Consider the following 21,347-nt stretch of genomic DNA (forward strand, 5'->3'; position numbering starts at 1 on the left):
TCGGGCGTCGCCGCTCCACCGGTCAGGCCGTGGAGACCACCACGGTCTTCGCGGCCTTGTCGTGGATGCACTGGCGGTAGGGCTTGTCGAAGACGCCGAAGAGCCCGTCGATGATCCACCACAGGACGGCGCAGCAGAGCACGGCGGGGAGGATGTAGACGGCGGCGCGGGTCCAGGCGGCCGACTGGGTGGGCGAGTTGCCGTCGATGAGCATGGCGACGCGGACCTTCATCGCCTTCTTGCCGAGGGTCTGGCCGTCCCGGCCGAGCATGAGGCCCTCGTAGACGAGGTAGAGGGCACAGGCGAGCCAGAACGCGCCGGTCTCGCCGGAGCGGTCGCCGAGGCTCGCGAAGGGCAGGACGAGGAGCACGCCGACCACCTGGACGAGCAGGTAGTCGATGATCCGGGCGAGGATCCGGTTGGGCCAGCTGCCGATGGGCGGCATCCCGGGCACGGGTCCGGCGCCGGGGGATCCGTAGGCGTTCGGGTCGTGGCCGGGCGGGTTCTGGCCGTAGGGATCCTGTCCGTACGGCGGCCGGCCGTAGGTCTGCTGCCCGTACGGGGCCTGCCCGTAACCGGGTGCGTCCTGGGGCGTGCCACCGTACGTGCCGCCGTACGCGCCGGGGCGGTCCTGGGGGGTGTCGGCGGGCGGCGGGCTTCCGTACGGGTCCGACGGCGTGCCTTCCGGCGTGCCGCCGCCCGGCTGCGGGGACTGCTTGTCGAAGGAGGGCTTGCCGCCCCCCTCCGGCTGAGGGCCTGAGGGGTCGTGGGTACTCATGCCCCGAGTAGAACATCACACATTCTCAGGGTTTGGGATATTCAGTCCGTTTTGCATGGTGAGGGCGGTGAGGGCAGTGAGGGCGGTGAACGCGGTGAGGGCAGGGAGCGGCCGAACTCCGCCACTCAGTCGCGGACGACCCGGGTGCGCGCCGCCCGGTCGTGCCAGCCGCGCCGGGCCGAGCGGTCGAGCAGCGGCCAGAGCAGGGCGACGGGGACGAAGAGGGAGAGCTGTCTGACGACCCACCGCAGCAGTGACCGGCCGAGGCTCAGCCGGGTGCGGACGGCGGCGCTCGGGGAGGCGGCCGCGTCGGCCACCCGGATCCCGGTGAGCCGCTTGCCGAAGGTCTGGCCGGTGCGGGCGGTCGGCAGCACCTCGTAGAGCAGGCTGACGAAGAGCAGGATGCCGAGCAGGACGGCGATCTTGCCGACCACGACGTCGTCCACGAGCCACACCTGGACCTCGTGGCGGCTGAGGGCGCTGGCCATCCGGGCCTGGTCGAGCTTCTGCTGGATGTGGTCGGACACGGAGTTGCCGAGCGGGATCCCGGCCGCGGTGGCGACGACCGCGAGGACGGCGGTGTCGACGGCGCGCGCGGCGAGACGCCGTCCGAGCCCGGCGGGCGGGGCGGGGGCGGGGCGGCGGCGCTTGGCGGCCTGCCGCTGCGGACGGGCGGCGGGGGTCGGCGCCGGGGCCGGGGCCTGGGCCGCCCCCGCCTCCGCAGCCTTGCCGGGCTCTTCCGAAGCGGGGGCGGATACGGCGAGAACCGGTTCTGCCACCGTCGCCCGCACCGGCGCCCGCACCGCCACCGAAGAAACCGGAGAAGCCGAAGAAGCCAGAGAATCCGAAGAAGCCGGAGAAGCCGAGGACCCCGGAAAGGCCGGAGAAGCCGGAGCAGTCGTGGAAGTCGTGGCAGCCGGCGCAGCCGGAACGCCCGCGACGAGCACCGCCGCAGGGCCGCCGGCCGCGCCGACCGCCACCGGATCGGCGTCGACCGCCGCCGCCTCATCAACCGGAGTACGCCCCTCGCCCGCGCGCCCCTCTTCTTCCCCGGGCGCCTCCGGAAGCACCCCCCACGAGACCCAGCGCGGCGCCCCGCCCGGCTCCATCAGCCCCCGCTGCGCCCGAGGATCGACCTGCCACCCGGACGCGTCCACCGCCATCGACGGCTCACCGGAGACACCGGAGACACCAGGACCACCGGCCTCCTCCCCGCCCGTCCGGAACACCGGCCCGCCGACCGGTTGCACGACCGGCTCCACTGCCGGCTCCACGACCGGCTCCATCCGCGGCCCCACGACGAACGACGCCCCGCCCTCCGTCTGGTCCAGGTACACCGGCCCGGTGTCCCCGGAGGCGCGCTCCCCGGCGCCGCCCCCGCCGTCCGACGCGGCGGGCTCCGGTTCCCGGGCGGGCGCGGGCGGCGGCACCGGCCGCACCCCTGCCAGGGCACCGGCACCGGCCCCCGCCCCCGGCCGCCGGGCCGCGAAACGCGGCGGCTCCAGCACCTCGCCCTCCGCCGGGGCGGGCCGGCTGGTGCCCGGCACCCAGGCGGAGCCGCCCCAGTACCGGACGAAGCCCGGGATCGAGGGGTCGGGGTAGTAGCCCGGCTCGGGCCCGACCGCCGTGTCCGCGCCGCCGGCGAAGGACTGGTCCGTCATGCAGGGTCTTCTTTCCTGGCAGGTCCCGGCGGCGCCACCGCGGCACGCCCGCCCGGCGGGCCCGCGGGCGGCCCGGGGCGCGGCGGGCGGCTACGCGGTCGGTGCGTGCGGGGGCATCACCGGAAGGGCGGACAGTCGCCGGGCAGTCACAAAGGGTAGTACCTCGGCGGACCGGTGACGGGAAGTTGGCGAATCACCGGACACCGGGAGCCCGCCCGGGGTATGGGATCCGGCCGCGCCGCCCCCTGGCGCGCGAATGCGGTCGCGCGCCCTCGCCCCATCCGTTCACAACCCCGGGCCGAACTTCCCGAAGAAATTCCGGAAACACGAGTAAGAGCCGGTGCGGACCGCTCTCTCAAAGGTCACAGGGCCCGAAACCGGGCACGAACCGAAGGCAGAGAGGAAGACGATCATGGATCGCCCCGTCAGCGTGGTCGAGCACGAGCTGGAGCTCAACCTGGTGCTCTCCCCCGAACACAGCGTCCCCGTCCAGGCCCGCCTGTCGTACGGCAGCCACGACCCGTACGCGGTCTACATCACCTTCCACCTGGACTCCGGCTCCCCGGTGACCTGGGTGTTCGCCCGCGAGCTGCTCGTCGAGGGCACGTTCCGCCCGTGCGGCCAGGGCGACGTGCGAATCTGGCCGACCCGCTCGGGCCGGCGCAGCGTGCTGTGCCTGGCACTGAGCTCCCCCGCCGGGGACGCGCTGCTGGAGGCGCCGCTGCCGGTCGTCGCGGCCTGGCTGGAGCGGGCGCACCGGCTCGTCCCCCCGGGCAGCGAGCTGGCCGCGCTGGACATGGACGGCTCGCTCGCCGAGCTGCTCGCGTGAGGATCCGCCCCGACGGGGGCACCCGGCCGGACGGGGACCGGCCGCAGCGGCACCCGGCCCACCACCGGCCCGCACCCGACCCGACGCCGGGCCGGGCCCGGCGCGGCTCAGCGGGCCGCGGGGGCCTGCTGACGCTCGCGCGCGGCGCCGGGTCCGCCGTCGCGCTGCCCGGGCAGCCGGACGACCGGTGCGCCGCCGGCCCGCCGCCGGGCCCTTATCCGGATGGCGGCGGCGAGCAGGAAGCAGAGCCCGACCCACGGGTAGACGGAGGTGGGCAGCTGGCGCAGCGGCCCCATGTGCAGGACGGCCGGCCCCTGCGGCTTGGCGGCCCACATCGCGAAGGAGAAGAACGCGAGGAGCGTGGCCCAGAACGCGGCCCGCCAGCGGACCCTGCGGACGGCCGCCGGGCGGGCGTGCTCGACGGAGGCCTCGGCGGCGAGCAGGACGAGCACCGGCACGCACCACACCCAGTGGTGGGTCCAGCTGATCGGGGAGATCAGCACGGCGGTGACGGCGGCGCAGCACACGCCCCAGGCCTCGGCGCGCGGCAGCCAGCGGGAGCTGCGGGCGGCCCAGGCCGCGACGAAGAGCCCGGCGACGGCGGCCGCGCCGGCCCCGAGGGTGGCGAGGGTGCCAGGGTCGGCGGTGTGCAGGAGGCGGGCGAAGGCGCCGCGCAGCGACTGGTTGTCGACGATCTCGGTCTTGCCGACCCGGGACGAGTCGTAGAGGTACTTGGTCCAGAAGCCCCAGGTGGCGTCGGGCAGGGCGACCGCGCCGATCAGGAAGGTGCCGAGGAAGGTGAGGCCGGCCACGAAGGCGGCCCGGATCCGGCCGGTGAGCAGCAGGTAGACGGCGAACAGGCCGGGGGTGAGCTTGAGGCCGGCGGCGATGCCGATCGCCACGCCCTTGCTGCGGCGGGCGTCCGGGCGGGTGAGGTCCCAGAGGATCAGGCAGGCGAGCGCGAGGTTGATCTGGCCGTAGCGGAGCGTGGTGAACACCGGTTCGAGCCAGACGCCGCAGCCGGTCACCAGGATCACGCCGAGCGGCCGCAGTTCCCTGCGCGGCCAGCCGACCAGCTTGAACGACAGGTGGGTGAGCAGCGCCAGCAGCCCGAGGTTGCCGAGAGTGATCGCCACCCGCAGGAACGGCACCGGGAACCAGGTCGTGGGGACGAACAGCATGGCCGCGAACGGGGGGTAGGTCGCGGGGAGGTTCCACTCGGTGACGCGCAGTGCGTACAGGTCGGTGCCGTTGGCGACGGCGGCGCCCTCGGCCCGGTAGACGATCATGTCGACCATCGAGGTGTGCACGAAGTGGCGGACCACGGCGTACACGACCAGGGAGAGCAACGCCACGGCCGAGACGGCCAGCAGCGGCCGGCGGGGGGCCTCGCGCAGGGAGCGGACGGGTGCGCCGAACGCGTGCTTCAGCCGTTCCGACAGGGGGCCGGGCGAGGGGTCGGGTGCGGTCCGCACCGGGCTGCGCTCGTCTTGCACCGCTGTCACTGTCCACTCCGTCCACCGCTCGGCCAACCAGCGACGATACCGGATGGCCGCCGGGCGGGCCCGGCCACGAACGGTCACGCAGGGTGACGAAAGGCCCGGGCCGGGTGTGCTCCGTCGCGGATCGGAGCACGCCCGGCCCGGGCGCGAGGAGGGGAAGCGGGTCCGGCCCGAGGTCAGCCGGTGTAGGCGCCGAAGGCCCGGGTGAAGTCCAGCGGCTGCTGGACGATGCTGCTGCAGCTCGCGTCGGCGTAGGCCTTCGCACCGCCGTCGCAGGCCTTGTCCCGGGTGCCGGACCACATCGCCAGCCAGGCCAGGTGCTTGCCGGCGGCGAAGTCGGCGAGCTGCTTGGCGTCGGCGACGGTGAACACCTCGCTGGCGACGTCGTTGACGCCGATCATCGGGGTGACGGCGACCTTGCGCCAGGCGGCCGCGTCGTCCAGCCCGAGCACGCTCTTCACCTGGGCCTGGGTCGCGGTGGCCGCGGCGATCGCGTACGTGCCCATCCGGCCCTGCGGGTTCGGGGCGACGCCGTCGCCGAAGTCCATCGCCATGATGTTGACGGCACCGATCGCGACGCCGGCGGCCTTGGCGCCGGCGACCAGGTCGACGCCGTCCTGGGTCAGGCCGGAGGGCAGCGCGGGCAGGGTGAAGGAGACGTCCAGGGACCGGCCCTTGGCGGCGGCGGTCCGCTGGAGCTGGGCGATGGCCTGGGCGCGCCGGCCGTTGGCGGCGGCGTCGGCGATCGCGCCGCCCTCGACGTCGAAGTCGAGCCGGGTGAGGCCGTACGCGTCGACGACCTTCTGGTAGGCGGCGGCCAGGTCGGCGACGGAGGAGCACGCGGCGGCGAGCTCGGTGCCGTTGGCGCCGCCGAAGGACGCCCGGACGTCACCGCCGGCCGCCCGCAGCGCGCCGATCTGGGCGGCCACGGCGTCGGTGGAGAGGTCGCTGACGCCGCCCCACTTGGGGGTGCAGCCGCCGCCGGACACGACGAACGCGAGGTTGAAGTTCTTCACGCCGGTGGCCTTGGCGGTGGCGACCAGGTCGTACGGCGGGTAGAGCGAGGTGTCGACGTACGGGGCGAAGCCGGCCCCGGCGGCGGGCGGGGGCACGGGCACACCGGTCGCCGTGGGGGTGGGGGCCGGGGTGGTCGGCTTCGTGGTCGCCGTCGCTGTCGCGGTCGGGCTGGGCTTGGCGGTCGCGGTCGCGGTGGCGGTCGCCGTCACCGTGGGGGTGGCCGTCGCGGTGGGAGTCGCCGTGGCCGTCGCGGTCGGACGGCCCGAGGGGGTGGGCACGCTGCCGTCGCCGCCCTTGCAGGACGTGTGGTTGATCAGACAGTTGGCCGGCTCGCCCTGCGCCGCGCCGGCGCCCTGGGCGACGAAGCCGACCACGACGCTCTTGCCGGGCTCCAGCCGCTTGTCCCACGACTCCGGCCGGACGGTGACGTGCTGCCCGTCGGCGGTGAAGGTCGCGTTCCAGAGCGAGTCGATCCTCGCCCCGGCCGGGAGGTCGAAGGTGAGCGTCCAGTCGTCGATCGCCGCGGCGTCCGGGTTGGTCACCAGGTACTGGCCGGTGTAGCCGGAGTCCCAGGTGCTGGTCCGGCTGTAGACCGCGCCGAGCGAGGCGGCGCTCGCCGAGGTGGCGAGGACGACGGCACCGCCCGCGACCAGTGCGGCGGCCACCGCCGAGGCCCCGATGACGGCGCCCCTGCGGCTGCGCCTGCGGTGGCCGGAACGGCGGTCGGGCTGGATCGTCATGGGCGCGCTACCTCCGCGGGTGCCTACGGGAGACCGCCGGCCGGACGCGGGTGCGTGGATGTGTCCGGACGGCCGTCCCGGCTCGGTCGGGTGACCGGCGGGACCGACGCTAGCGGCGCCGGAGGGCCCGAACGGGCCTGCTGAGCGAGGGGTAGAACTCCCTTAGGGGGCCGTTAAGGAAGACGTCCGGAGCGTCAGTTGGCGAACACGCTCAGGAAGTAGGCGGCGGCCTCGGGATCCGGCGCGGTGCCGATCCGGCCGGCCGGCGCGGCGAGCTGCCCGGCGTCCAGCGGGAAGCACGCCGTCATGTCCGGGTGGTCGCCCACCACCCGGACGGCGTCCGCCTCGGTGAATCCGGGCAGCGGGTACTCGGCGAGCAGCGCGTCGCCGTCCCGTTCGAACGCCTCGACGTACCAGCCCATCCCGTGAACTCCCTTGCACGAACGACTACTTCTGGAACAGCGCGGCACGGCTGCGGCGCCGCCCGGTGCGCGGGGAGGCGACCTCCGGGCGGGTCCGCAGGCGCAGGCGGAGCTCGGCGCCGCCGAGCACGGCGGAGCGGCCGAGGGCGAGGTCGCCGCCGGTGGACTCGGCGAGCTTGCGGACGATGTCCAGCCCGAGGCCGGTCGAGCCCTCGCCGCCGTGGCCCTCGCCGCGCTTGAGGGCGGCGGCCGGGTCGCTGAAGCCCGGGCCCGCGTCGCCGACCAGCACGATGACCGAGCCGTCCGTCGCGAGGACGTCCACCGAGAACGCGGTGCCGACCGCCGTGTGCCGGAACACGTTGCCGAGCAGCGCGTCCACCACCGCGGCCAGGTCGCCGCGCTGCACCGGCACCGGCAGGGCCCGGTCGGCCCCGGCGAGCTGCCAGCGGCGGCCCTCGTCCTCGGCGAGCGCGGACCAGAAGCCGACCCGCTCGCGGAGCACCTCGGTGACGTCGCAGCCGACGGCGACGACGGGCGCGTCCCCGGGCGAGCGGCGGGCGGAGCGGATGATCTGGTCGACCTCGCGCTCCAGCTGGGCGACGGCGTGCCGGGTGGCGTCGGCGGCGTCGCCCTCGCCGAGGGAGGCGGCGTTGAGCCGCAGGACGGTGAGCGGGGTGCGCAGCCGGTGCGACAGGTCGGCGGCCAGTTCCCGTTCGGCGGCGAGGAGTTGGACGACCCGGTCGGCCATCGTGTTGAACGCGTGGCCGGCCTCCCGCAGTTCTTCGGGACTGCCGGCCGCCACCCGGCCGTCGACCGGCACCCGGACGGCGAGGTCGCCCGCGCCCAGCGAGCGGGCGGCGGAGGCGAGCCGGCGGGCCGAGGCGACGATCCGGGTGCCCATCCGGTCGGCGACCAGCACCGAGATGGCGACCAGGCCGAGCGCGACTGCGGAGAGGACCAGCCAGGCGGTGGCGACGCCGCGGGTGAGGTCGCCGTCGGCGACGAACACCTCGACGACGGCCGTCCGGCCGGTGTCGACCGCGACCGGCTGGAGGAGCGCGTAGCCGCCGGGCACCCCGACCGTGAAGGAGCGGCCCTGTCCGCTCGCGGTGGAGACGTCGGCCGCGGCGGCCCGGGCCTGACCGATGGTCGGCCCGCCGGGGCCGCCGTCGCCGGGCGCGACGGCGGGCGGCACCCTGGCGGGCAGGTGGACGGCCATCCGGTTCTGGGCGCCGGCGTCGGTGCTGGCCAGGGCGCGGTCGATGGCGTCCTGGTCGGTGGTGATGGCGAGGGCCGGGCCGAGCGCCGCGGCCTGCCGCTCGGCCGCGGTGAAGGCGCGGTCCCGGGCGGTCTGCTGGACCATCAGGCCGAGCGGGATGAGGAAGGCCAGCGCGACCATGGTGGTCCCGGCGACGGCCGCCTTGATCAGCGCCCAGCGCAGCGAGAGCCCGAACCGCCCGGTGTCCGGGCGCCTCATGTCCGGTGCTCCCCCTGGTCCCCGGCGGCCTCCAGCCGCACCCCGACGCCGCGGACGGTGTGCAGGTAGCGGGGGCTGGAGGCGGTCTCGCCGAGCTTGCGGCGCAGCCAGGAGAGGTGGACGTCGATGGTCTGGTCGCCGCCGTAGGTCTGCTGCCAGACCTCGGCGAGGATCTCCTTGCGCGGCACCACGACGCCGGGGCGGGCCGCGAGGAAGGCCAGCAGGTCGAACTCGCGGCGGGTCAGGTCGAGCAGCCGCCCGTCCAGGACGGCCTCGCGGCGCTGGAGGTCGATGGCCAGCCCGCCGACCCGCAGCACCTGGGCGACGGGGGCGGCTCCGCCGCCGATGCGGCGCAGCACGGCGGCCATCCGGGCGCTCAGGTGCTCTCCGGAGAAAGGTTTCACCAAGTAGTCGTCGGCGCCGTCGTTGAGCAGCCGGACGATCTCGGCCTCGTCGTCCCGGGCGGTGGAGATGATCACCGGCACGTTGGTCAGCCCTCTGATCATCTTGAGCGCCTCGCTGCCGTCCAGGTCGGGCAGCCCCAGGTCGAGGATCACCAGGTCGCAGCCGACCTGGGCGACCTCCCGAAGCGCCTCCAGGGCCGTGCCCACGCTGCGGACGGCGTGACCGGTGTCGGTCAGGTGCCGGATGAGCGCGGAACGTACGAAGGGGTCGTCCTCGACCACGAGCACTGTTGCCATGGCCCTGCACGGTACGCCATGGGCGGTCACTGGTCTGTACCTCGGGGGTCGGTCGGGGGGCGGCGGGGGCGCGGCCCGGACATTGTGCAACTCCCCTTCCTATTAACGGGGGTGCCGGTCCGCCCGGGCACGGAGTACGGCAGGATGTCCGCACGATGCGGAACGGACTGGTACAACTCGGCGCCTGGGCGGCGGCCACCGGGGCGGCGGTGGCGCTGTCCTGGTTCGGCGTGCACGCCGTGCTGACCGGCGACGCGTTCGAACAGCCCAAGGCCCTGCCGCTGCCCTCCCCGGCCACCGGCGGCGGCCCGCGCACGCCGACCGCGAGCCCGGGCGAGGAGCGGTCCGCGCCGCAGCCCGACGTGTCCGCCCAGCCCGTCTCGCCGTCCGCCACGGCGTCCCGCGCGCCGGCCTCCACGGCCGCCGCCCCGTCGGCCTCGCGCCGCCCGGTGCCCGCGGCCACCACGGCGACGTCCTCGGTGAAGAGCTACCCGGTGCCCGGCGGCCGGGTCGCCCTGGACATCCGCCCGGACCGGGCCTCGCTCGTCTCGGCCACCCCGGACCCGGGCTGGCAGATGCAGGTGTGGAACGGCGACCAGTGGATGCGGGTGGACTTCACCAAGGACAACCAGGCCAACTCGGTGTTCGTCTACTGGAACGGCCACCCGCCGATCGTCGAGACGGCGGTCCGCTGACGCCCCGCCGGCCGGGCCCCCGGGCTCACCAGCCCCGGAACGGCACGTACCCCGGCAGGTACGGCCCGGCGTAGCGCGAGCGGTCCACCAGCGTGTGCCGGGTCCCGCCGGGCATCCCGATCGCGGCGAGCGCCACCGTGCCGTGCCGGTCCCGCACGACGTACGGCTCGGCGAGCGAGACCGCTCCCCGGTCCACCGCGTAGTCGTACGCGTAGTACACGTCCGGCACGGCCACCGCGAGGTCCAGCACGCCGTCCCCGTGGCGGGCCAGGTGCCGGGCCAGCTCCCGCCCGCGCGGGCCGATCACCTGCACCAGCGAGGTGATCACGAACCGGGTGCCGGGCGCGTCCAGCACGTAGGAGACGGTCTCCGGTTCGCCGGTCTCCGGCCCCGCGTAGGCGGTGCAGCGCAGGCCGAGCGCCTCCGTATAGCGCCGGGCGGCCCGCTCGGCGTCGCCGACCGCGAAGACCACCGCGTCGGCGCGGCCCATCGGGACGAGGTCGGGCTCCTCGCCCCGGGCCGCGAGCCCGACCGGTCTCCCGGAGGGCCTCGGCCGCCGGAGGGGTCCGGCTGCGGTGTCGGTCATGACGTCCTCCCGGTGGGCGTACGGGACCACGACGGTCCCCCGCCCGCCGGTGTGGGGCCCGGCGGCACGGGTTCGTGGCTGGAGGGTGGCGCCGGGCCGACCTGCGCGCAACTGTTCCGTTTCATCCTGGTCAAGCTGTGCGCCGGGGCGGGAGAATCGGCCGCACCGCTGTACAGAATGCCCACCGGAGGACGGAGCCGCGATGCCCCCCGACCACTCCCCGAGCTCGCCCGGCTCGCCCAACTCCCCCACCCCACAGGGCCCTTCCGCCACCGCGTCCGCCCCCGCCACCGCGCCCGCGGCCGGCCCGGCCGGCGGCACGAACGACGCGATCGACGCGCTGGACGGCCGGCTGATCCGCCTGCTCGCCGAGGAGCCCCGGATCGGCGTGCTGGAGTGCTCGCGCCGCCTCCAGGTGGCCCGCGGCACCGTGCAGGCCCGGCTGGACCGGCTCCAGGCCAAGGGCGTGATCGGCGGCTTCGGCCCCGAGGTGGACCCGGCCGCGCTGGGCTACCCGGTGACGGCCTTCGCGACCCTGGAGATCTCCCAGGGCCAGGGCGCGGACGTCCGGGCCCACCTGGCGAGCGTGCCCGAGGTGCTGGAACTGCACACGATCACCGGGGCCGGGGACATGATGGTGCGGATCGTGGCCCGCTCCAACGCCGACCTCCAGCGGGTGATCGACCGCGTGGTGGGCTTCGACGGGATCGTCCGCTCCTCGACGGCGATCGCCCTGGAGAACCCGGTCCCCTACCGCATCCTGCCGCTGGTGGACCAGGCCGCCGCCGAATAGCCGGAACCCGGTCGGCGCTCAGCAGGACGGAACGCTGCCGCCGCTCTTGAGCGCGTCCAGCGCCGAGACCGCCTCGGCGAGCGTGCCGACCGGCACCAGCCGCAACTGCGCGGGCTTGTTCACGCCGGCGTCCGTGCACTCGTCCTTGGGCAGCAGGAACACCGTCGCACCGTCCCGCGCGGCCGCCTGCGTCTTCAGCGGCACGCCGCCCACCGCCCCGACGTTGCCCTGGTCGTCGATGGTGCCGGTGCCCGCGATGGTCAGCCCGCCGGTGAGGTCGCCGCCCTTGCCGTCGCCGGCCAGCTTGTCGATGATCCCGAGCGCCAGCATCTGGCCGGCGCTCGGGCCGCCCACGTCGCCGAGGTCGACCTTCACCTTGACCTGGTCCGGCGACAGGTGCAGGTAGGCGAGCGCGGCCGTGGTCGCGCTGTCCTGCGACTCGGTCATCTGCTGCGCCGTCTCCTGCTCGGCCTTGGCCGGGTTGCTCTGCGGGTACACCGACTCGGTCGGGCGCACCGCCTCGTTCGGGTCGACCCAGGCCTCCAGGGAGCGCCAGAGGGTGGTCCGCTCCCCCGGGTTGGTGGCCGAGATGGTGACCATCCGCAGCTCGCCGCCGGTGGTGCGCAGCGGCGCCCCGGTGATGGTGAGCACGGGCTTGTCGTGGTAGCTGCCGAGGGTGTCCGCGGTCACGCCGGGCCAGGTCAGCGTGTACGGCAGCGGGACGAACCCGGCCACCCCGAACAGCGCGGCGACCAGCACCCCGCAGAGCGTGAGCGCACGGGTGCGCGGGGCGGTCAGGGCCTTGGTCAGCTTGGAGTCGGACACAGGAGGAATCCAAACACACCGGACGTCCCGCCCGGGCACTACCGCAGGGCGTCGGCGACCTCGGTGGCGGCCTCGACGACCCGGGGCCCGACCCGCTCGGGCACCAGCCCGTTCAGCATCACCACGCCGACGCTGCCCTCGACGCCGCTCAGCCCGAGCAGCGCGGCGGCGGCGCCGCACGCCCCGGACTGCTCCTCCGCACGGGTGATGACGAAGCCCTGCTCGGGCCGCCGCTGGTGGGGGAAGGTGCGCGCCTCCAGGATCGCCCGACCCGCGGCGCTCTCGGTGAGCGGATGGCGCAGGCCGGTGCGGTAGGCGACGTGGAAGTCCGTCCAGCTCGGTTCGACGACGGCGACCGCGAGCGCCTCGTTGCCGTCCACCAGGGTGAGGTGGGCGGTGGCGCCGAGGTCCTCGGCCAGGCTGCGCAGGGCCGGCAGGGCGGCCTCGCGCAGCAGCGGGTGCACTCGGTGGGCCAGGCGCAGCACGCCGAGGCCGACCCGGGCCCGGCCGCCGATGTCCCGGCGGACGAGTCCGTGCTGTTCGAGGGTGGCCAGCAGCCGGTAGACGACGGTCCGGTTGACGGCCAGCCGGGCGGCCAGTTCGGTGACGGTGAGGCCGCGCTCGGAGTCGGCGAGGAGCTTGAGCACCCGGACGCCACGGTCCAGGGTCTGGGAGGTCTCGGCTGTCACGACGGGCATTCCTTTCCGCGGCGGCTCACGGACCGGTAGGGGCCGGCCCGGGACGGGGTTTCGCGCGCAGATGGGGGGGTGGCCGCGCTCGGGTCGCGCAGTGCGAATCGCGGTGCGAATCCATGACGCCCGTGCGAGCCCTGCGGCGCCCGTCTCTCGGGGGTGACCCGGCGGAAGAGCGTGTGGGAAAGGTAGTGAAGGAAATGTCGCGACGGAAGTGGTTGTCCAAAATTCGGTCGTGATCGATTGCGGCACCCGGAACGAATCGGGGCAGAAGGCCGCATATCGACCGCCCCACCCGACCGCTAGTTCGAGCACAGTCCGAAGTCCGGACACTCCGGAGTGTCGGGGGCCTCGGGGGGCCGGGCCGCGGGAGCCGTTTCCGCCGCGGGCACGGGGCCGCTCACCAGAGGTTGCGCAGCACCGTCCAGGCCACTGCGGTGCCGAGCACCGCCGCCGTGCCGCGCCGCCCGAGCGGCGGCCGCCAGCTGCGGCCGGCCAGTCCCTCGCGCAGCCAGGTCACGTACATCAGGGCGACCAGCGGGAGGGAGATCAGCAGCATCGCGTTGTCGTGGAACGCGGCCGCGAGGTCGCCGTGCAGGAGGTCGTAGGTCATCCGGGTGCCGCCGCAGCCGGGGCACTGCAGGCCGGTGATCCGGCGCCAGGGGCAGAACGGCAGCGCCTGCCCGGGCAGGTGGGGGTCGCGCGACCACAGGTAGGCCGAGCCGGCCAGGCCGCCGAGGAGCACGGCCAGCGGCGGGCCCGCGGTGCGCAGGCGCGCGGGCACGGCGAAGCCGCCCCGGCCGGAGCCGGGGCGGCGTGCCGTGCGTGGCGTGCTCAAGGTCAGCCGCGCAGCAGACGGCCCTGGGCGTCCGTGCGGTCGTTGCTGACCAGGAACATGATGCCGTCGATCAGGGCCCAGAAGCCGAAACCACCGCAGGTCAGGAGCTGGGCGATGCCCATGCCGATGTGACCGGTGTAGAAGCGGCCGATGCCGAACCCGCCGAGGAAGAGCTGCAGGATGCCCGCGACGATCTTCGACTTGTCCGAGTACTCCGGCTGGCCCGGGTACGGCTGACCGGGGTACGGCTGGCCCGGGTACGGCTGGCCGGGCTGAGGGGGGTACGACACGTTCGCTGTGCTCCTTGGTCTGACTGGCCCGACCGCGAGATCCGTCGCCTGCCGGGTGGTGAGGTGCCCGCCGTTCCACCGTCGCTGACGGCCGGCCCGGTCGGGTCGGCGCGCAGCACGGACGGGTCCGGTGGCAGCGCGGCACGCGGAACACTATCGGATGATCACACCGATCGCCCCGACAATTCCACCAGCTATACCGGAATGTCATAACGCGTTACCGCGCTCCGGATTCCCCCCTTACCGAACGGGAGGAATCCACTGACGTACCGTTACTTCGCCCATTCCCGGATTCGGGCGATCCGCGCCTTCAGCTGATTCGCCGTCGCCTGGGCGGTCAGCGGGCCGCCGCACTCGCGGCGCAGCTCGTTGTGGATCGTGCCGTGCGGCTGGCTGGTGCGGTGGTGCCAGGCCGCCACCAGGGCGTTCAACTCCTTGCGCAGTTCGCGCAGTTCCTGGTGGGTGACGACCGGCCGCTGCTCGGCCGGCAGCTCCAGCAGGTCGGCCTCCTCGGCGGGCTTGGTCTTGCTGCGCTGGATCTGGCGGTGCTGACGCTTCTGGAGCAGCATCTGCACCTGGTCCGGCTCCAGCAGGCCCGGGATGCCGAGGTAGTCCTCCTCCTCCTCGCTCCCCGGGTGGGCCTGCATGCCGAACTCCATGGCGTTGTACAGCACCCGGTCGAAGACCGCGTCGGAGCCGATCGCCTCGTAGGAGAACTCGTCGCCGCCGGCGCCGTCCGGGCCGTCGTTGGCCCGCTCGGCCTCGGCGAGCAGCCGGTCCTCCTCGTCGAACAGGCCCTCGCCCTCCTTCTTGGGGCGGTCCAGCACGTGGTCCCGCTGGAGCTCCATCTCGTTGGCGAAGCCCAGCAGCATCGGGATGGTCGGCAGGAAGACCGAGGCCGTCTCGCCGCGCTTGCGGGCGCGCACGAAGCGGCCCACGGCCTGGGCGAAGAACAGCGGGGTGGAGATCGAGGTCGCGTACACCCCGACGGCCAGCCGGGGCACGTCGACGCCCTCGGACACCATGCGGACCGCGACCATCCAGCGGGAGGTGCCCGCCGAGAAGTCGGAGATGCGCTTGGACGCCTCGGCCTCGTCCGAGAGCACCAGGGTGACCTTCTCGCCGCTGATCTCGCGCAGGATCTTGGCGTAGGCGCGGGCCACCGTCTGGTCGGTGGCGATGACGAGCCCGCCGGCGTCCGGGATGGCCTTGCGGACCTCGGTCAGCCGCCGGTCGGCGGCCTGGAGGACGGACGGGATCCACTCGCCCTGCGGGGCCAGCGCGGTGCGCCAGGCCTGGGCGATCAGGTCCTTGGTCATCGGCTCGCCGAGCCGGGCCTCCAGCTCGTCGCCGGACTTGGTGCGCCAGCGCATGTTGCCGCTGTAGCTGAGGAAGATCACCGGGCGCACGACGTGGTCGGCGAGCGCGTGCCCGTAGCCGTAGGTGTAGTCGGCGACGGACTTGCGGATGCCGTCGCCGCCCGCCTCGTACTGGACGAACGGGATCGGGTTGGTGTCCGAGCGGAACGGCGTACCGGTCAGCGCGAGCCGCCGGGCGGCCGGCTCGAAGGCCTCGAAACAGGCCTCGCCCCAGGACTTCGAGTCACCGGCGTGGTGGATCTCGTCCATGATCACGAGGGTCTTGCGGGCCTCGGTCCGGTTGCGGTGCAGCATCGGGTTCACCCCGACGCCCGCGTAGGTGACCACGATGCCGTGGTAGTCCCGGGAGAGCGGCCCGGACGAGTACGCCGGGTCCAGCCTGATGCCTATGCGCGCGGCGGCCTCGGCCCACTGCTTCTTCAGGTGCTCGGTCGGCGCGACGACGGTCACCTGCTGCACGAGGTGGTTGTGCAGCAGGTACGAGGCGAGGGTGAGCGCGAAGGTGGTCTTCCCCGCGCCCGGGGTGGCGACCGCGAGGAAATCGCGCGGCTGCGTCTCGATGTACTTGTCCAGCGCCCCCTGCTGCCAGGCACGCAGCTTGCCCGCCGTACCCCAGGGGGCACGGCCGGGGAAGGCCGGCGAGAGGTGGTGCGAGGAGGCGGGTGCGGCATGGCCGGCGGCCCGGACGGGAGCGTCCGGCTCCGACACGTCGGAGAAGAGCGGCATCGAGGAGGCGGCGGCGGTACTCACGGGCTCCGAAGGGGATCATCGCAGGTCAGAGGCGGTTTTGCGGCCTCCTCCCGCAGTCGGGCGGCGATCGGACAACCCGCCCAGCCTACCGGCCCCGGCACCGTTCCAGCGCTCCGACCCGGCTCCGCCCGGGAGCCCCGCGGCCGGCGGACGGCCGGAAATCGACGTGACGCAGGTCACACCGAAAAACCCCCTGAACCACGTAAGCGGAAGCCGTCCCCCCGCTCTCACCGGTGTGGGGCCGCCCCACCGAGGCCCCGCCCGACCCCCGAAAGGACCCTGCCGTGCACCACAGCGCCGTCGAAGAGACCGTCCAGGCCCGCCTGCTCCTCACCCTCCACCGCTCGGTCCGCCTGCGGGTCACCCTCGCCTACCGCCCGGAGGACCCGCTCGCCGTCCGGATGGGCTTCCCCGCGGAGTTCTCCCTCGACGAGCCCGCCGACGGCCCCCGCGACGGCGCGGAGGCCGCCGACGACATCGTCTGGGTGTTCGCCCGCCACCTGCTCTCGGCGGGCCTGGAGCTGCCCGCCGGGCTCGGCGACGTCCACGTCCGCCCCGCCGCCGGACGCCGCACCATGGTCGAGCTGCGGGCCCCGGAGGGCACCGCGCTGCTCCGGTTCGACACCGCCGACCTGCGCCGCTTCCTGTGGCGCAGCCGGCTGCTCGTCCCGGAGGGCGAGGAGCACCTGCACCTGGACGCCGACCGCGCACTCGCCGAGCTGCTCGGCTGACCGGCGGACCGGCGTCCGCGAGCGCCCCCGCGCCCGCGGCCGGCGACCGCCCGCACCGCTCCCGGTCAGCCCGACAGCCGGCGCATCAGCCGGACCCCCTGCGCCGCCGTCAGGTGCGGCAGGTAGGCCTTGCCGATCGCCCGGGTGATGCTGGGCAGCCCGGCCGGGTCGGGGTAGGCCATGAACATCGGCCGGTACTCCGGCTGGAACTTGGACTTGAACGCGAGCAGCGAGCGGAACCCGTACACCGGCTCCAGCACCCGGCCCATCCAGTCCAGCATCCGCTGCAGCCCGGTGGGCTCGTCCTGCCCCGAGCGGGCCAGCGGCGCGCCGGACAGCGACAGGAAGCGCGCGCCCTCCTCCTTGAAGCCGAGCGCGGCCGAGGCGATCAGGAACTCGTTCACGCCGCGGAAGCCGTCCGAGCGCCGGCGCATGAAGTCCAGCGTCCAGCCGACCGGCACGCCGTCCTCGTACACCGGCATCCAGCTGGTCAGCCCGTGCACGACGCCCTGCTCGTCCACCGCCACCAGCACCCGGACGTCGGGGTCGTCCAGCTCCTCCAGGCCGCCGAGCGTGAAGCCCATCTCGGGCAGGCCCTTCTCGGAGACCCACTCCTCCGAGATCGAGCGGATCTGGTCCTTCAGCGCGAGCGGCGCCTCGTGGTAGGCCCACCACTCGGCGGTGATGCCCTGCTTGCCCGCCTTGTTGAGGGCCGTGCGGATGTCCTGCCACTTGCGGCCGGTGAAGGCCAGCTCGGGCAGCGCGACCACGGTGTCCTCGGCGACCTGTACCGAGCGCCAGCCGAGCTGCTCGGCGGCGGCCCTGGTGTCCCGGGAGACGCTGTAGAAGCACGGGGTCCAGCCGCGCGCGTCGCAGTAGCGCGCGAAGCCGGCCACCGCCCCGGCGCGGGCCGCGGGCTCGCCGAACGGGTCCCCGGTGGTCAGCGCCACCGTGTTGAGCACCCGGTAGGCGACGGCCGCCCGGCCCTCCTCGTCGAACCAGTAGTGGTTGCCGTCCCACGTGGTGATGAAGGACAGCGTCCCGCCGCCGTGCGCGGTCAGCAGCGCGCGGGCCCGCTCCGCGGCCGCGGCGTCCGTGTGGACCACCGGCCGGCGGAAGGCCAGCAGCAGCGCGGTCAGCGCGACCGCCCAGAACGCCAGCCCGCAGTACGTCTCCAGGAACCGCGCCACCGGGCCGACCGCGATCGGGTAGTCCGGCAGCAGGTCGTTGTAGGCGGGCGGCAGGAACTGCGCGGGCAGGCCGTGCACCAGCCCGCGGAACGTGGCCCCCGGCTCGAACTGGCCGGCGACCAGCACCCCGAGGACCGTGTACGCCGCAGCGGCCGCGAGCGCGGCGCCGCCCAGGACGACCGCCAGCCGGCGGACCGCCCGGCCCGCCAGCCGCAGCCGGAACCGCTGGCGGGTGGCGAGCAGCAGGGCCGTGGTCAGCAGCGGCAGCAGCAGCGCCTCGACGAAGTACTGGATCACGTCCCCGGCGTCCGGCCCGGAGTCGTTGTACAGCCACACCAGCAGCGCCACCCACAGCAGTTCGGTGACGACGGTGATCCGCCAGGCGAACCGCAGCCCGCGGCGCAGCCCCTCGGCGAGCACCAGCAGCAGCGCCGGGAACAGCGCCGCCATCAGCCGGCCCGGCGTGTCGAAGATCCGCTCGACGGCGTGCGCGCGGGCGCAGTCGTGCACCGACATCGCGCAGAAGTCGGCGACCTCCTCGGGGCTGAGCCGGTGTGAGAAGTACAGCTCGGAGAAGGTGTTGAACGGCCCGGCCGCGTTGTCGTACAGCGAGGCGATCAGCGGGCCGAAGGCGGCGGCGACCAGGCACAGCGCCACCAGCACCCGGGTCTCGGTGTGCGAGGAGCGGTGGGTGCGCAGCAGCAGCCGCCCGCGGGTGAGCAGCGCGCCCGCGCCGAGCCCGAGCAGCGCGGCGGCGCACCGCTGGACGCTCTGCAGGTGACCGACGTACAGCGTCATGACCAGCGGCACGAGCAGCACCAGCAGGTGCATCCGGCGGCGCCACAGGACGGTGAGCCGGTAGCCGAGCACCGCGGCCAGGGCGAACAGGCCGGGGCCGGGGCCGATCGCGACCTGGTCGACCACCGAGTCGGTCCACTGCTCGCCGGCCCGGGAGCCGGCCGCGACCAGCGCGGTGCCGAGCAGGGTGCCCGCGGCCTGCCCCACGACCAGCACCCCGAGGGTGCGCCACCGGCCGAGCCGCCGCTCGGCGGCCGGGCCGACGAGCAGCAGCAGCAGGCTGGTGAACACGTACGCGCCGATCCCGGCGCACCAGAACAGCGAGGTGAACGGCGTCCACCAGCGGCCCTCGGAGAGCGTCTGCACGCCGGTCCCGGCCTGCCGGAGCACGCGGCCCGACGGCCCGCCGGACAGGCTCCCGGTGGCCGCGCCGACGCCCCACAGGACGACGAGCGCCCCCATCGTGAGCGGGGCCGAGCGCAGCCGAGCACCGACCAGCCGGGCGGTCCGGCGCACGCGCTGCGGCCGCGGCTCCGGGGTGCGGGTGACGGGCGTACGGGTGACCGGCTCCTGGTCCACGACCACCTCCGGCCTGGCGACGACGGCTGCGGCCGCCTGGGTGCGGCTCACTTGAGCAGCCCGGTCTGGCGGGCGATCCAGGGCAGCTGCTCGGCGATGCCGATCCGCCAGGCCCCCCAGCCGTGCCCGCCCTGGACCAGGTCGAACTTGGCCTTCATACCCGCCGTCTGGACGGCTTGGTAGACCTTCTCCATTCCCGACCGGAAGTCGTTGTCCCAGCGGCCGACGACGATCGCGACGTTGGTGTCGGGGAACTTGCGGTGGGCCATCACCGAGAGCGGGTCGACGGCCTCGAACTTGGCCTGGTCACCGCCGAAGGCCTTCCTGACGGTCTCGTCCCGGGTGCCCAGGGTGGGCTCCTCCTGGCCGGACATGTCGAGGACGGTGCCGTAGACGTCGGGCGCGTTGATGCCGAGCTGGAGGGCGCAGGTGCCGCCCATCGAGGCGCCGCCCACGGCCCAGGACCCCCGGCCCTTGGCGGTCTGCAGGTGCTTGTCGATCCAGTCGGGGACGTCGGCGGCGAGGTAGGTCTGCGCCTTCGCGATCTTCGAGTCCATGCAGAGCGTGTTCCCCCAGGTAGAGCCCAGCTGGTCGGGCATCACGACGATCGGTGCGAGGCCGCCGTGCTCCGCCGCGAACGCGTCCAGCGACTCGTTCACCTGGGCGTTGAGCACCCAGTCCCCGGGCGTTCCGGGCTGACCGGTGATCAGCACGAGCACCGGCAGCAGCGGCCGCGGGCTGGCCTGGTAGGCGGGCGGCAGGTAGACGTAGGCGCTGCGGCCGACGAAGCCGGACTTGGCCCCGGGTATGTACACCTGCGAGACGGTGCCCTTGGCGGGCAGGCCGGGCGGGCGCGTCCAGACCTCCGAGAGCGCCTTGTCCGGCGGCGCGCTCGCGGTCTCGGCGACCTTCGGGGCGATCTTCGCCCCGGTGTCGGTGAGGAACGGCGCCAGCATGATCTTGCCGTTCGGGTACTGGCCGAAGCCGATGTTGATCTGCGACGCGGACATCAGCAGCACCAGCGAGCCGAGGCCGAGCACGAGCCCGCGGCGCCGCCAGGAGATCCCGCGGAAGCGGTAGCCGACCAGGCAGAAGCCCACCAGGGCGACGGCGATCCACCACGTGACGTAGTCCGGGGTGCCCTCCGGGAAGGGGTGCCACCAGTCGTCGACGACCACGCCCAGCAGCAGGCTGATCCCCGCCGCGGTGAACAGCGCGGCCGGCAGCCGGAAGCTCCACCACGAGCGGTTGCGGGCGACGGCGAGCACGAGCAGCGCACCCCAGCCCGCGGCCAGCACGGCGTACGGGATCGGGCCGTGCGTCAGCGGCCAGTCGAGTGGGTTCCAGCGGTTGGCGAGGGTGATCGGGGTCATGCCGCTTTCCCCGGCCGGGTGGTGTCGGCCAGGAAACCGTAGGCCACGACATTGCCTTCGTAGCCGTGTTCCTCGCTGTACGCACCGCCGCAGGTGATCACCCGCAGCTGCGCGTCGGCGGCCTGTCCGTACACCCGGTCGTCCGGGAAGTCCTTTCGGTCGTGCACTTCGATGGCGTAAAGCTGGTAGACGGCGGTGGCGCCGTCCGCGCGGACGAATTCGATCCGGTCACCGCGGTGGAGAGCACCCAGATGGTAGAAGACGGCCGGGCCGCTCTTGTTGTCCACGTGGCCCGCGACGATGGCGGTCCCCCGCTGGCCCGGGGTCGCCCCGCCGCGGTACCAGCCGGCGAGGTTGCGGTCCGCCGCGGGCGGCGCCTGGAGCCGGCCGTCGGCCTCCAGGCCGAGACCGGTGACCGGGGCGTCGAGCTTGACGGCGGGGATCCGGATCCGGGTCGGCACGGACGGGCCGAGCGGCGGGACGACCGAGACCGGGGCGAACCCGCTCAGGGACTGCCCGGCGCCGGGCGCGGGAGGGAGCTCACCGGGGCCGCCGTCGTGCAGCAGCCAGGCGCCGAGGACCATCGCGGCACCGGCCGCGATGGTGCCCGGCCACGGGCTCCTGCGCTGTTGGGCGCCCACGGGCGCTCCCCTCTGCCGACGACTTCCCGATTCCTGGGAGTTTCCTGGGAACCAATTGAA

At 74.3% G+C, this 21,347-nt stretch carries 20 protein-coding genes; 4 read left to right on the forward strand and 16 right to left on the reverse strand.

The genetic code is table 11. The features are described 5' to 3' along the window. Positions 1 to 22: 22 nt before the first annotated feature. Positions 23 to 778 (reverse strand): RDD family protein, encoded by a 756-nt coding sequence (locus tag ACFVU9_RS09860; RefSeq protein ID WP_387591771.1) that lies wholly within the window; start codon positions 776 to 778, stop codon positions 23 to 25. Between the two features lie 125 nt (positions 779 to 903). Then, on the reverse strand, positions 904 to 2,439 hold the full coding sequence (locus ACFVU9_RS09865; protein ID WP_387591774.1) for an RDD family protein: 1,536 nt from the start codon (positions 2,437 to 2,439) through the stop codon (positions 904 to 906). A gap of 412 nt (positions 2,440 to 2,851) precedes the next feature. Between ACFVU9_RS09865 and ACFVU9_RS09870 the strand changes: the two genes are divergently transcribed. Continuing rightward, positions 2,852 to 3,268, forward strand: coding sequence for an SsgA family sporulation/cell division regulator (locus ACFVU9_RS09870; RefSeq protein ID WP_380435124.1), 417 nt, complete (start codon positions 2,852 to 2,854; stop codon positions 3,266 to 3,268). A gap of 107 nt (positions 3,269 to 3,375) precedes the next feature. On the opposite strand, the gene ACFVU9_RS09875 is transcribed toward ACFVU9_RS09870, so the two are convergent. From ACFVU9_RS09875 to ACFVU9_RS09895, 5 genes are all read right to left on the reverse strand, one after another. Next, positions 3,376 to 4,773, reverse strand: a complete 1,398-nt coding sequence (locus ACFVU9_RS09875) for a glycosyltransferase 87 family protein (RefSeq protein ID WP_387591777.1) — start codon at positions 4,771 to 4,773, stop codon at positions 3,376 to 3,378. Between the two features lie 173 nt (positions 4,774 to 4,946). Next, positions 4,947 to 6,527 carry a cellulose binding domain-containing protein gene (locus ACFVU9_RS09880; protein ID WP_387591780.1) on the reverse strand — a complete coding sequence of 527 codons (1,581 nt, stop codon included), beginning with the start codon at positions 6,525 to 6,527 and terminating at the stop codon, positions 4,947 to 4,949. Positions 6,528 to 6,721: 194 nt separating this feature from the next. Further along, positions 6,722 to 6,949 (reverse strand): hypothetical protein, encoded by a 228-nt coding sequence (locus ACFVU9_RS09885; protein WP_387591783.1) that lies wholly within the window; start codon positions 6,947 to 6,949, stop codon positions 6,722 to 6,724. Positions 6,950 to 6,974: 25 nt separating this feature from the next. Further along, the gene (locus tag ACFVU9_RS09890) at positions 6,975 to 8,390 is read right to left on the reverse strand and encodes a sensor histidine kinase (RefSeq protein WP_380501614.1); all 1,416 of its coding nucleotides are present in this window, start codon (positions 8,388 to 8,390) and stop codon (positions 6,975 to 6,977) included. A 32-nt stretch (positions 8,391 to 8,422) separates the two neighbouring features. Further along, on the reverse strand, positions 8,423 to 9,127 hold the full coding sequence (locus ACFVU9_RS09895) for a response regulator transcription factor (protein WP_380435120.1): 705 nt from the start codon (positions 9,125 to 9,127) through the stop codon (positions 8,423 to 8,425). A 155-nt stretch (positions 9,128 to 9,282) separates the two neighbouring features. Between ACFVU9_RS09895 and ACFVU9_RS09900 the strand changes: the two genes are divergently transcribed. Next, complete coding sequence (locus ACFVU9_RS09900) at positions 9,283 to 9,822, forward strand: hypothetical protein (protein ID WP_387591786.1); 540 nt, start codon at positions 9,283 to 9,285, stop codon at positions 9,820 to 9,822. Between the two features lie 25 nt (positions 9,823 to 9,847). Here ACFVU9_RS09900 and ACFVU9_RS09905 read toward each other — a convergent pair whose 3' ends face one another. Continuing rightward, the gene (locus tag ACFVU9_RS09905) at positions 9,848 to 10,408 is read right to left on the reverse strand and encodes a VOC family protein (protein ID WP_380435118.1); all 561 of its coding nucleotides are present in this window, start codon (positions 10,406 to 10,408) and stop codon (positions 9,848 to 9,850) included. Between the two features lie 331 nt (positions 10,409 to 10,739). Between ACFVU9_RS09905 and ACFVU9_RS09910 the strand changes: the two genes are divergently transcribed. After that, complete coding sequence (locus tag ACFVU9_RS09910) at positions 10,740 to 11,201, forward strand: Lrp/AsnC family transcriptional regulator (protein WP_218200569.1); 462 nt, start codon at positions 10,740 to 10,742, stop codon at positions 11,199 to 11,201. Between the two features lie 18 nt (positions 11,202 to 11,219). Here the strand turns inward: ACFVU9_RS09910 and ACFVU9_RS09915 are convergent, their stop codons facing one another. The 5 genes from ACFVU9_RS09915 to ACFVU9_RS09935 all read right to left on the reverse strand — a co-directional run bounded on the left by ACFVU9_RS09915 (position 11,220) and on the right by ACFVU9_RS09935 (position 15,951). Continuing rightward, positions 11,220 to 12,026, reverse strand: coding sequence for a S16 family serine protease (locus ACFVU9_RS09915; RefSeq protein ID WP_380435116.1), 807 nt, complete (start codon positions 12,024 to 12,026; stop codon positions 11,220 to 11,222). A gap of 38 nt (positions 12,027 to 12,064) precedes the next feature. Next, a complete protein-coding gene (locus ACFVU9_RS09920; protein WP_359960406.1) occupies positions 12,065 to 12,715 on the reverse strand; it encodes a helix-turn-helix domain-containing protein in 651 nt (216 codons plus the stop codon). Positions 12,716 to 13,118: 403 nt separating this feature from the next. After that, on the reverse strand, positions 13,119 to 13,556 hold the full coding sequence (locus ACFVU9_RS09925) for a DUF2752 domain-containing protein (protein ID WP_380435115.1): 438 nt from the start codon (positions 13,554 to 13,556) through the stop codon (positions 13,119 to 13,121). A gap of 2 nt (positions 13,557 to 13,558) precedes the next feature. Then, entirely contained in the window at positions 13,559 to 13,846 is a 288-nt protein-coding gene (locus tag ACFVU9_RS09930) for a TM2 domain-containing protein (protein WP_380435114.1), read from the reverse strand. A 272-nt stretch (positions 13,847 to 14,118) separates the two neighbouring features. Further along, positions 14,119 to 15,951, reverse strand: a complete 1,833-nt coding sequence (locus tag ACFVU9_RS09935; RefSeq protein WP_380491456.1) for a DEAD/DEAH box helicase — start codon at positions 15,949 to 15,951, stop codon at positions 14,119 to 14,121. A gap of 308 nt (positions 15,952 to 16,259) precedes the next feature. Between ACFVU9_RS09935 and ACFVU9_RS09940 the strand changes: the two genes are divergently transcribed. Then, complete coding sequence (locus ACFVU9_RS09940) at positions 16,260 to 16,706, forward strand: SsgA family sporulation/cell division regulator (protein WP_380435113.1); 447 nt, start codon at positions 16,260 to 16,262, stop codon at positions 16,704 to 16,706. A gap of 65 nt (positions 16,707 to 16,771) precedes the next feature. On the opposite strand, the gene ACFVU9_RS09945 is transcribed toward ACFVU9_RS09940, so the two are convergent. The 3 genes from ACFVU9_RS09945 to ACFVU9_RS09955 are packed head-to-tail and all read right to left on the reverse strand — an operon-like array spanning position 16,772 to position 21,230. Next, positions 16,772 to 19,324 (reverse strand): rhomboid family intramembrane serine protease, encoded by a 2,553-nt coding sequence (locus tag ACFVU9_RS09945; RefSeq protein WP_380491222.1) that lies wholly within the window; start codon positions 19,322 to 19,324, stop codon positions 16,772 to 16,774. After that, positions 19,321 to 20,646, reverse strand: a complete 1,326-nt coding sequence (locus tag ACFVU9_RS09950; RefSeq protein ID WP_387591791.1) for an alpha/beta hydrolase — start codon at positions 20,644 to 20,646, stop codon at positions 19,321 to 19,323. Before ACFVU9_RS09950 ends, ACFVU9_RS09945 begins: the two co-directional genes overlap by 4 nt. Continuing rightward, positions 20,643 to 21,230, reverse strand: a complete 588-nt coding sequence (locus tag ACFVU9_RS09955) for a class F sortase (protein WP_380435292.1) — start codon at positions 21,228 to 21,230, stop codon at positions 20,643 to 20,645. Before ACFVU9_RS09955 ends, ACFVU9_RS09950 begins: the two co-directional genes overlap by 4 nt. Positions 21,231 to 21,347: the final 117 nt, after the last annotated feature.

Source organism: Kitasatospora sp. NPDC057936, assembly GCF_042887525.1.
Classification (GTDB): Bacteria; Actinomycetota; Actinomycetes; order Streptomycetales; family Streptomycetaceae; genus Kitasatospora.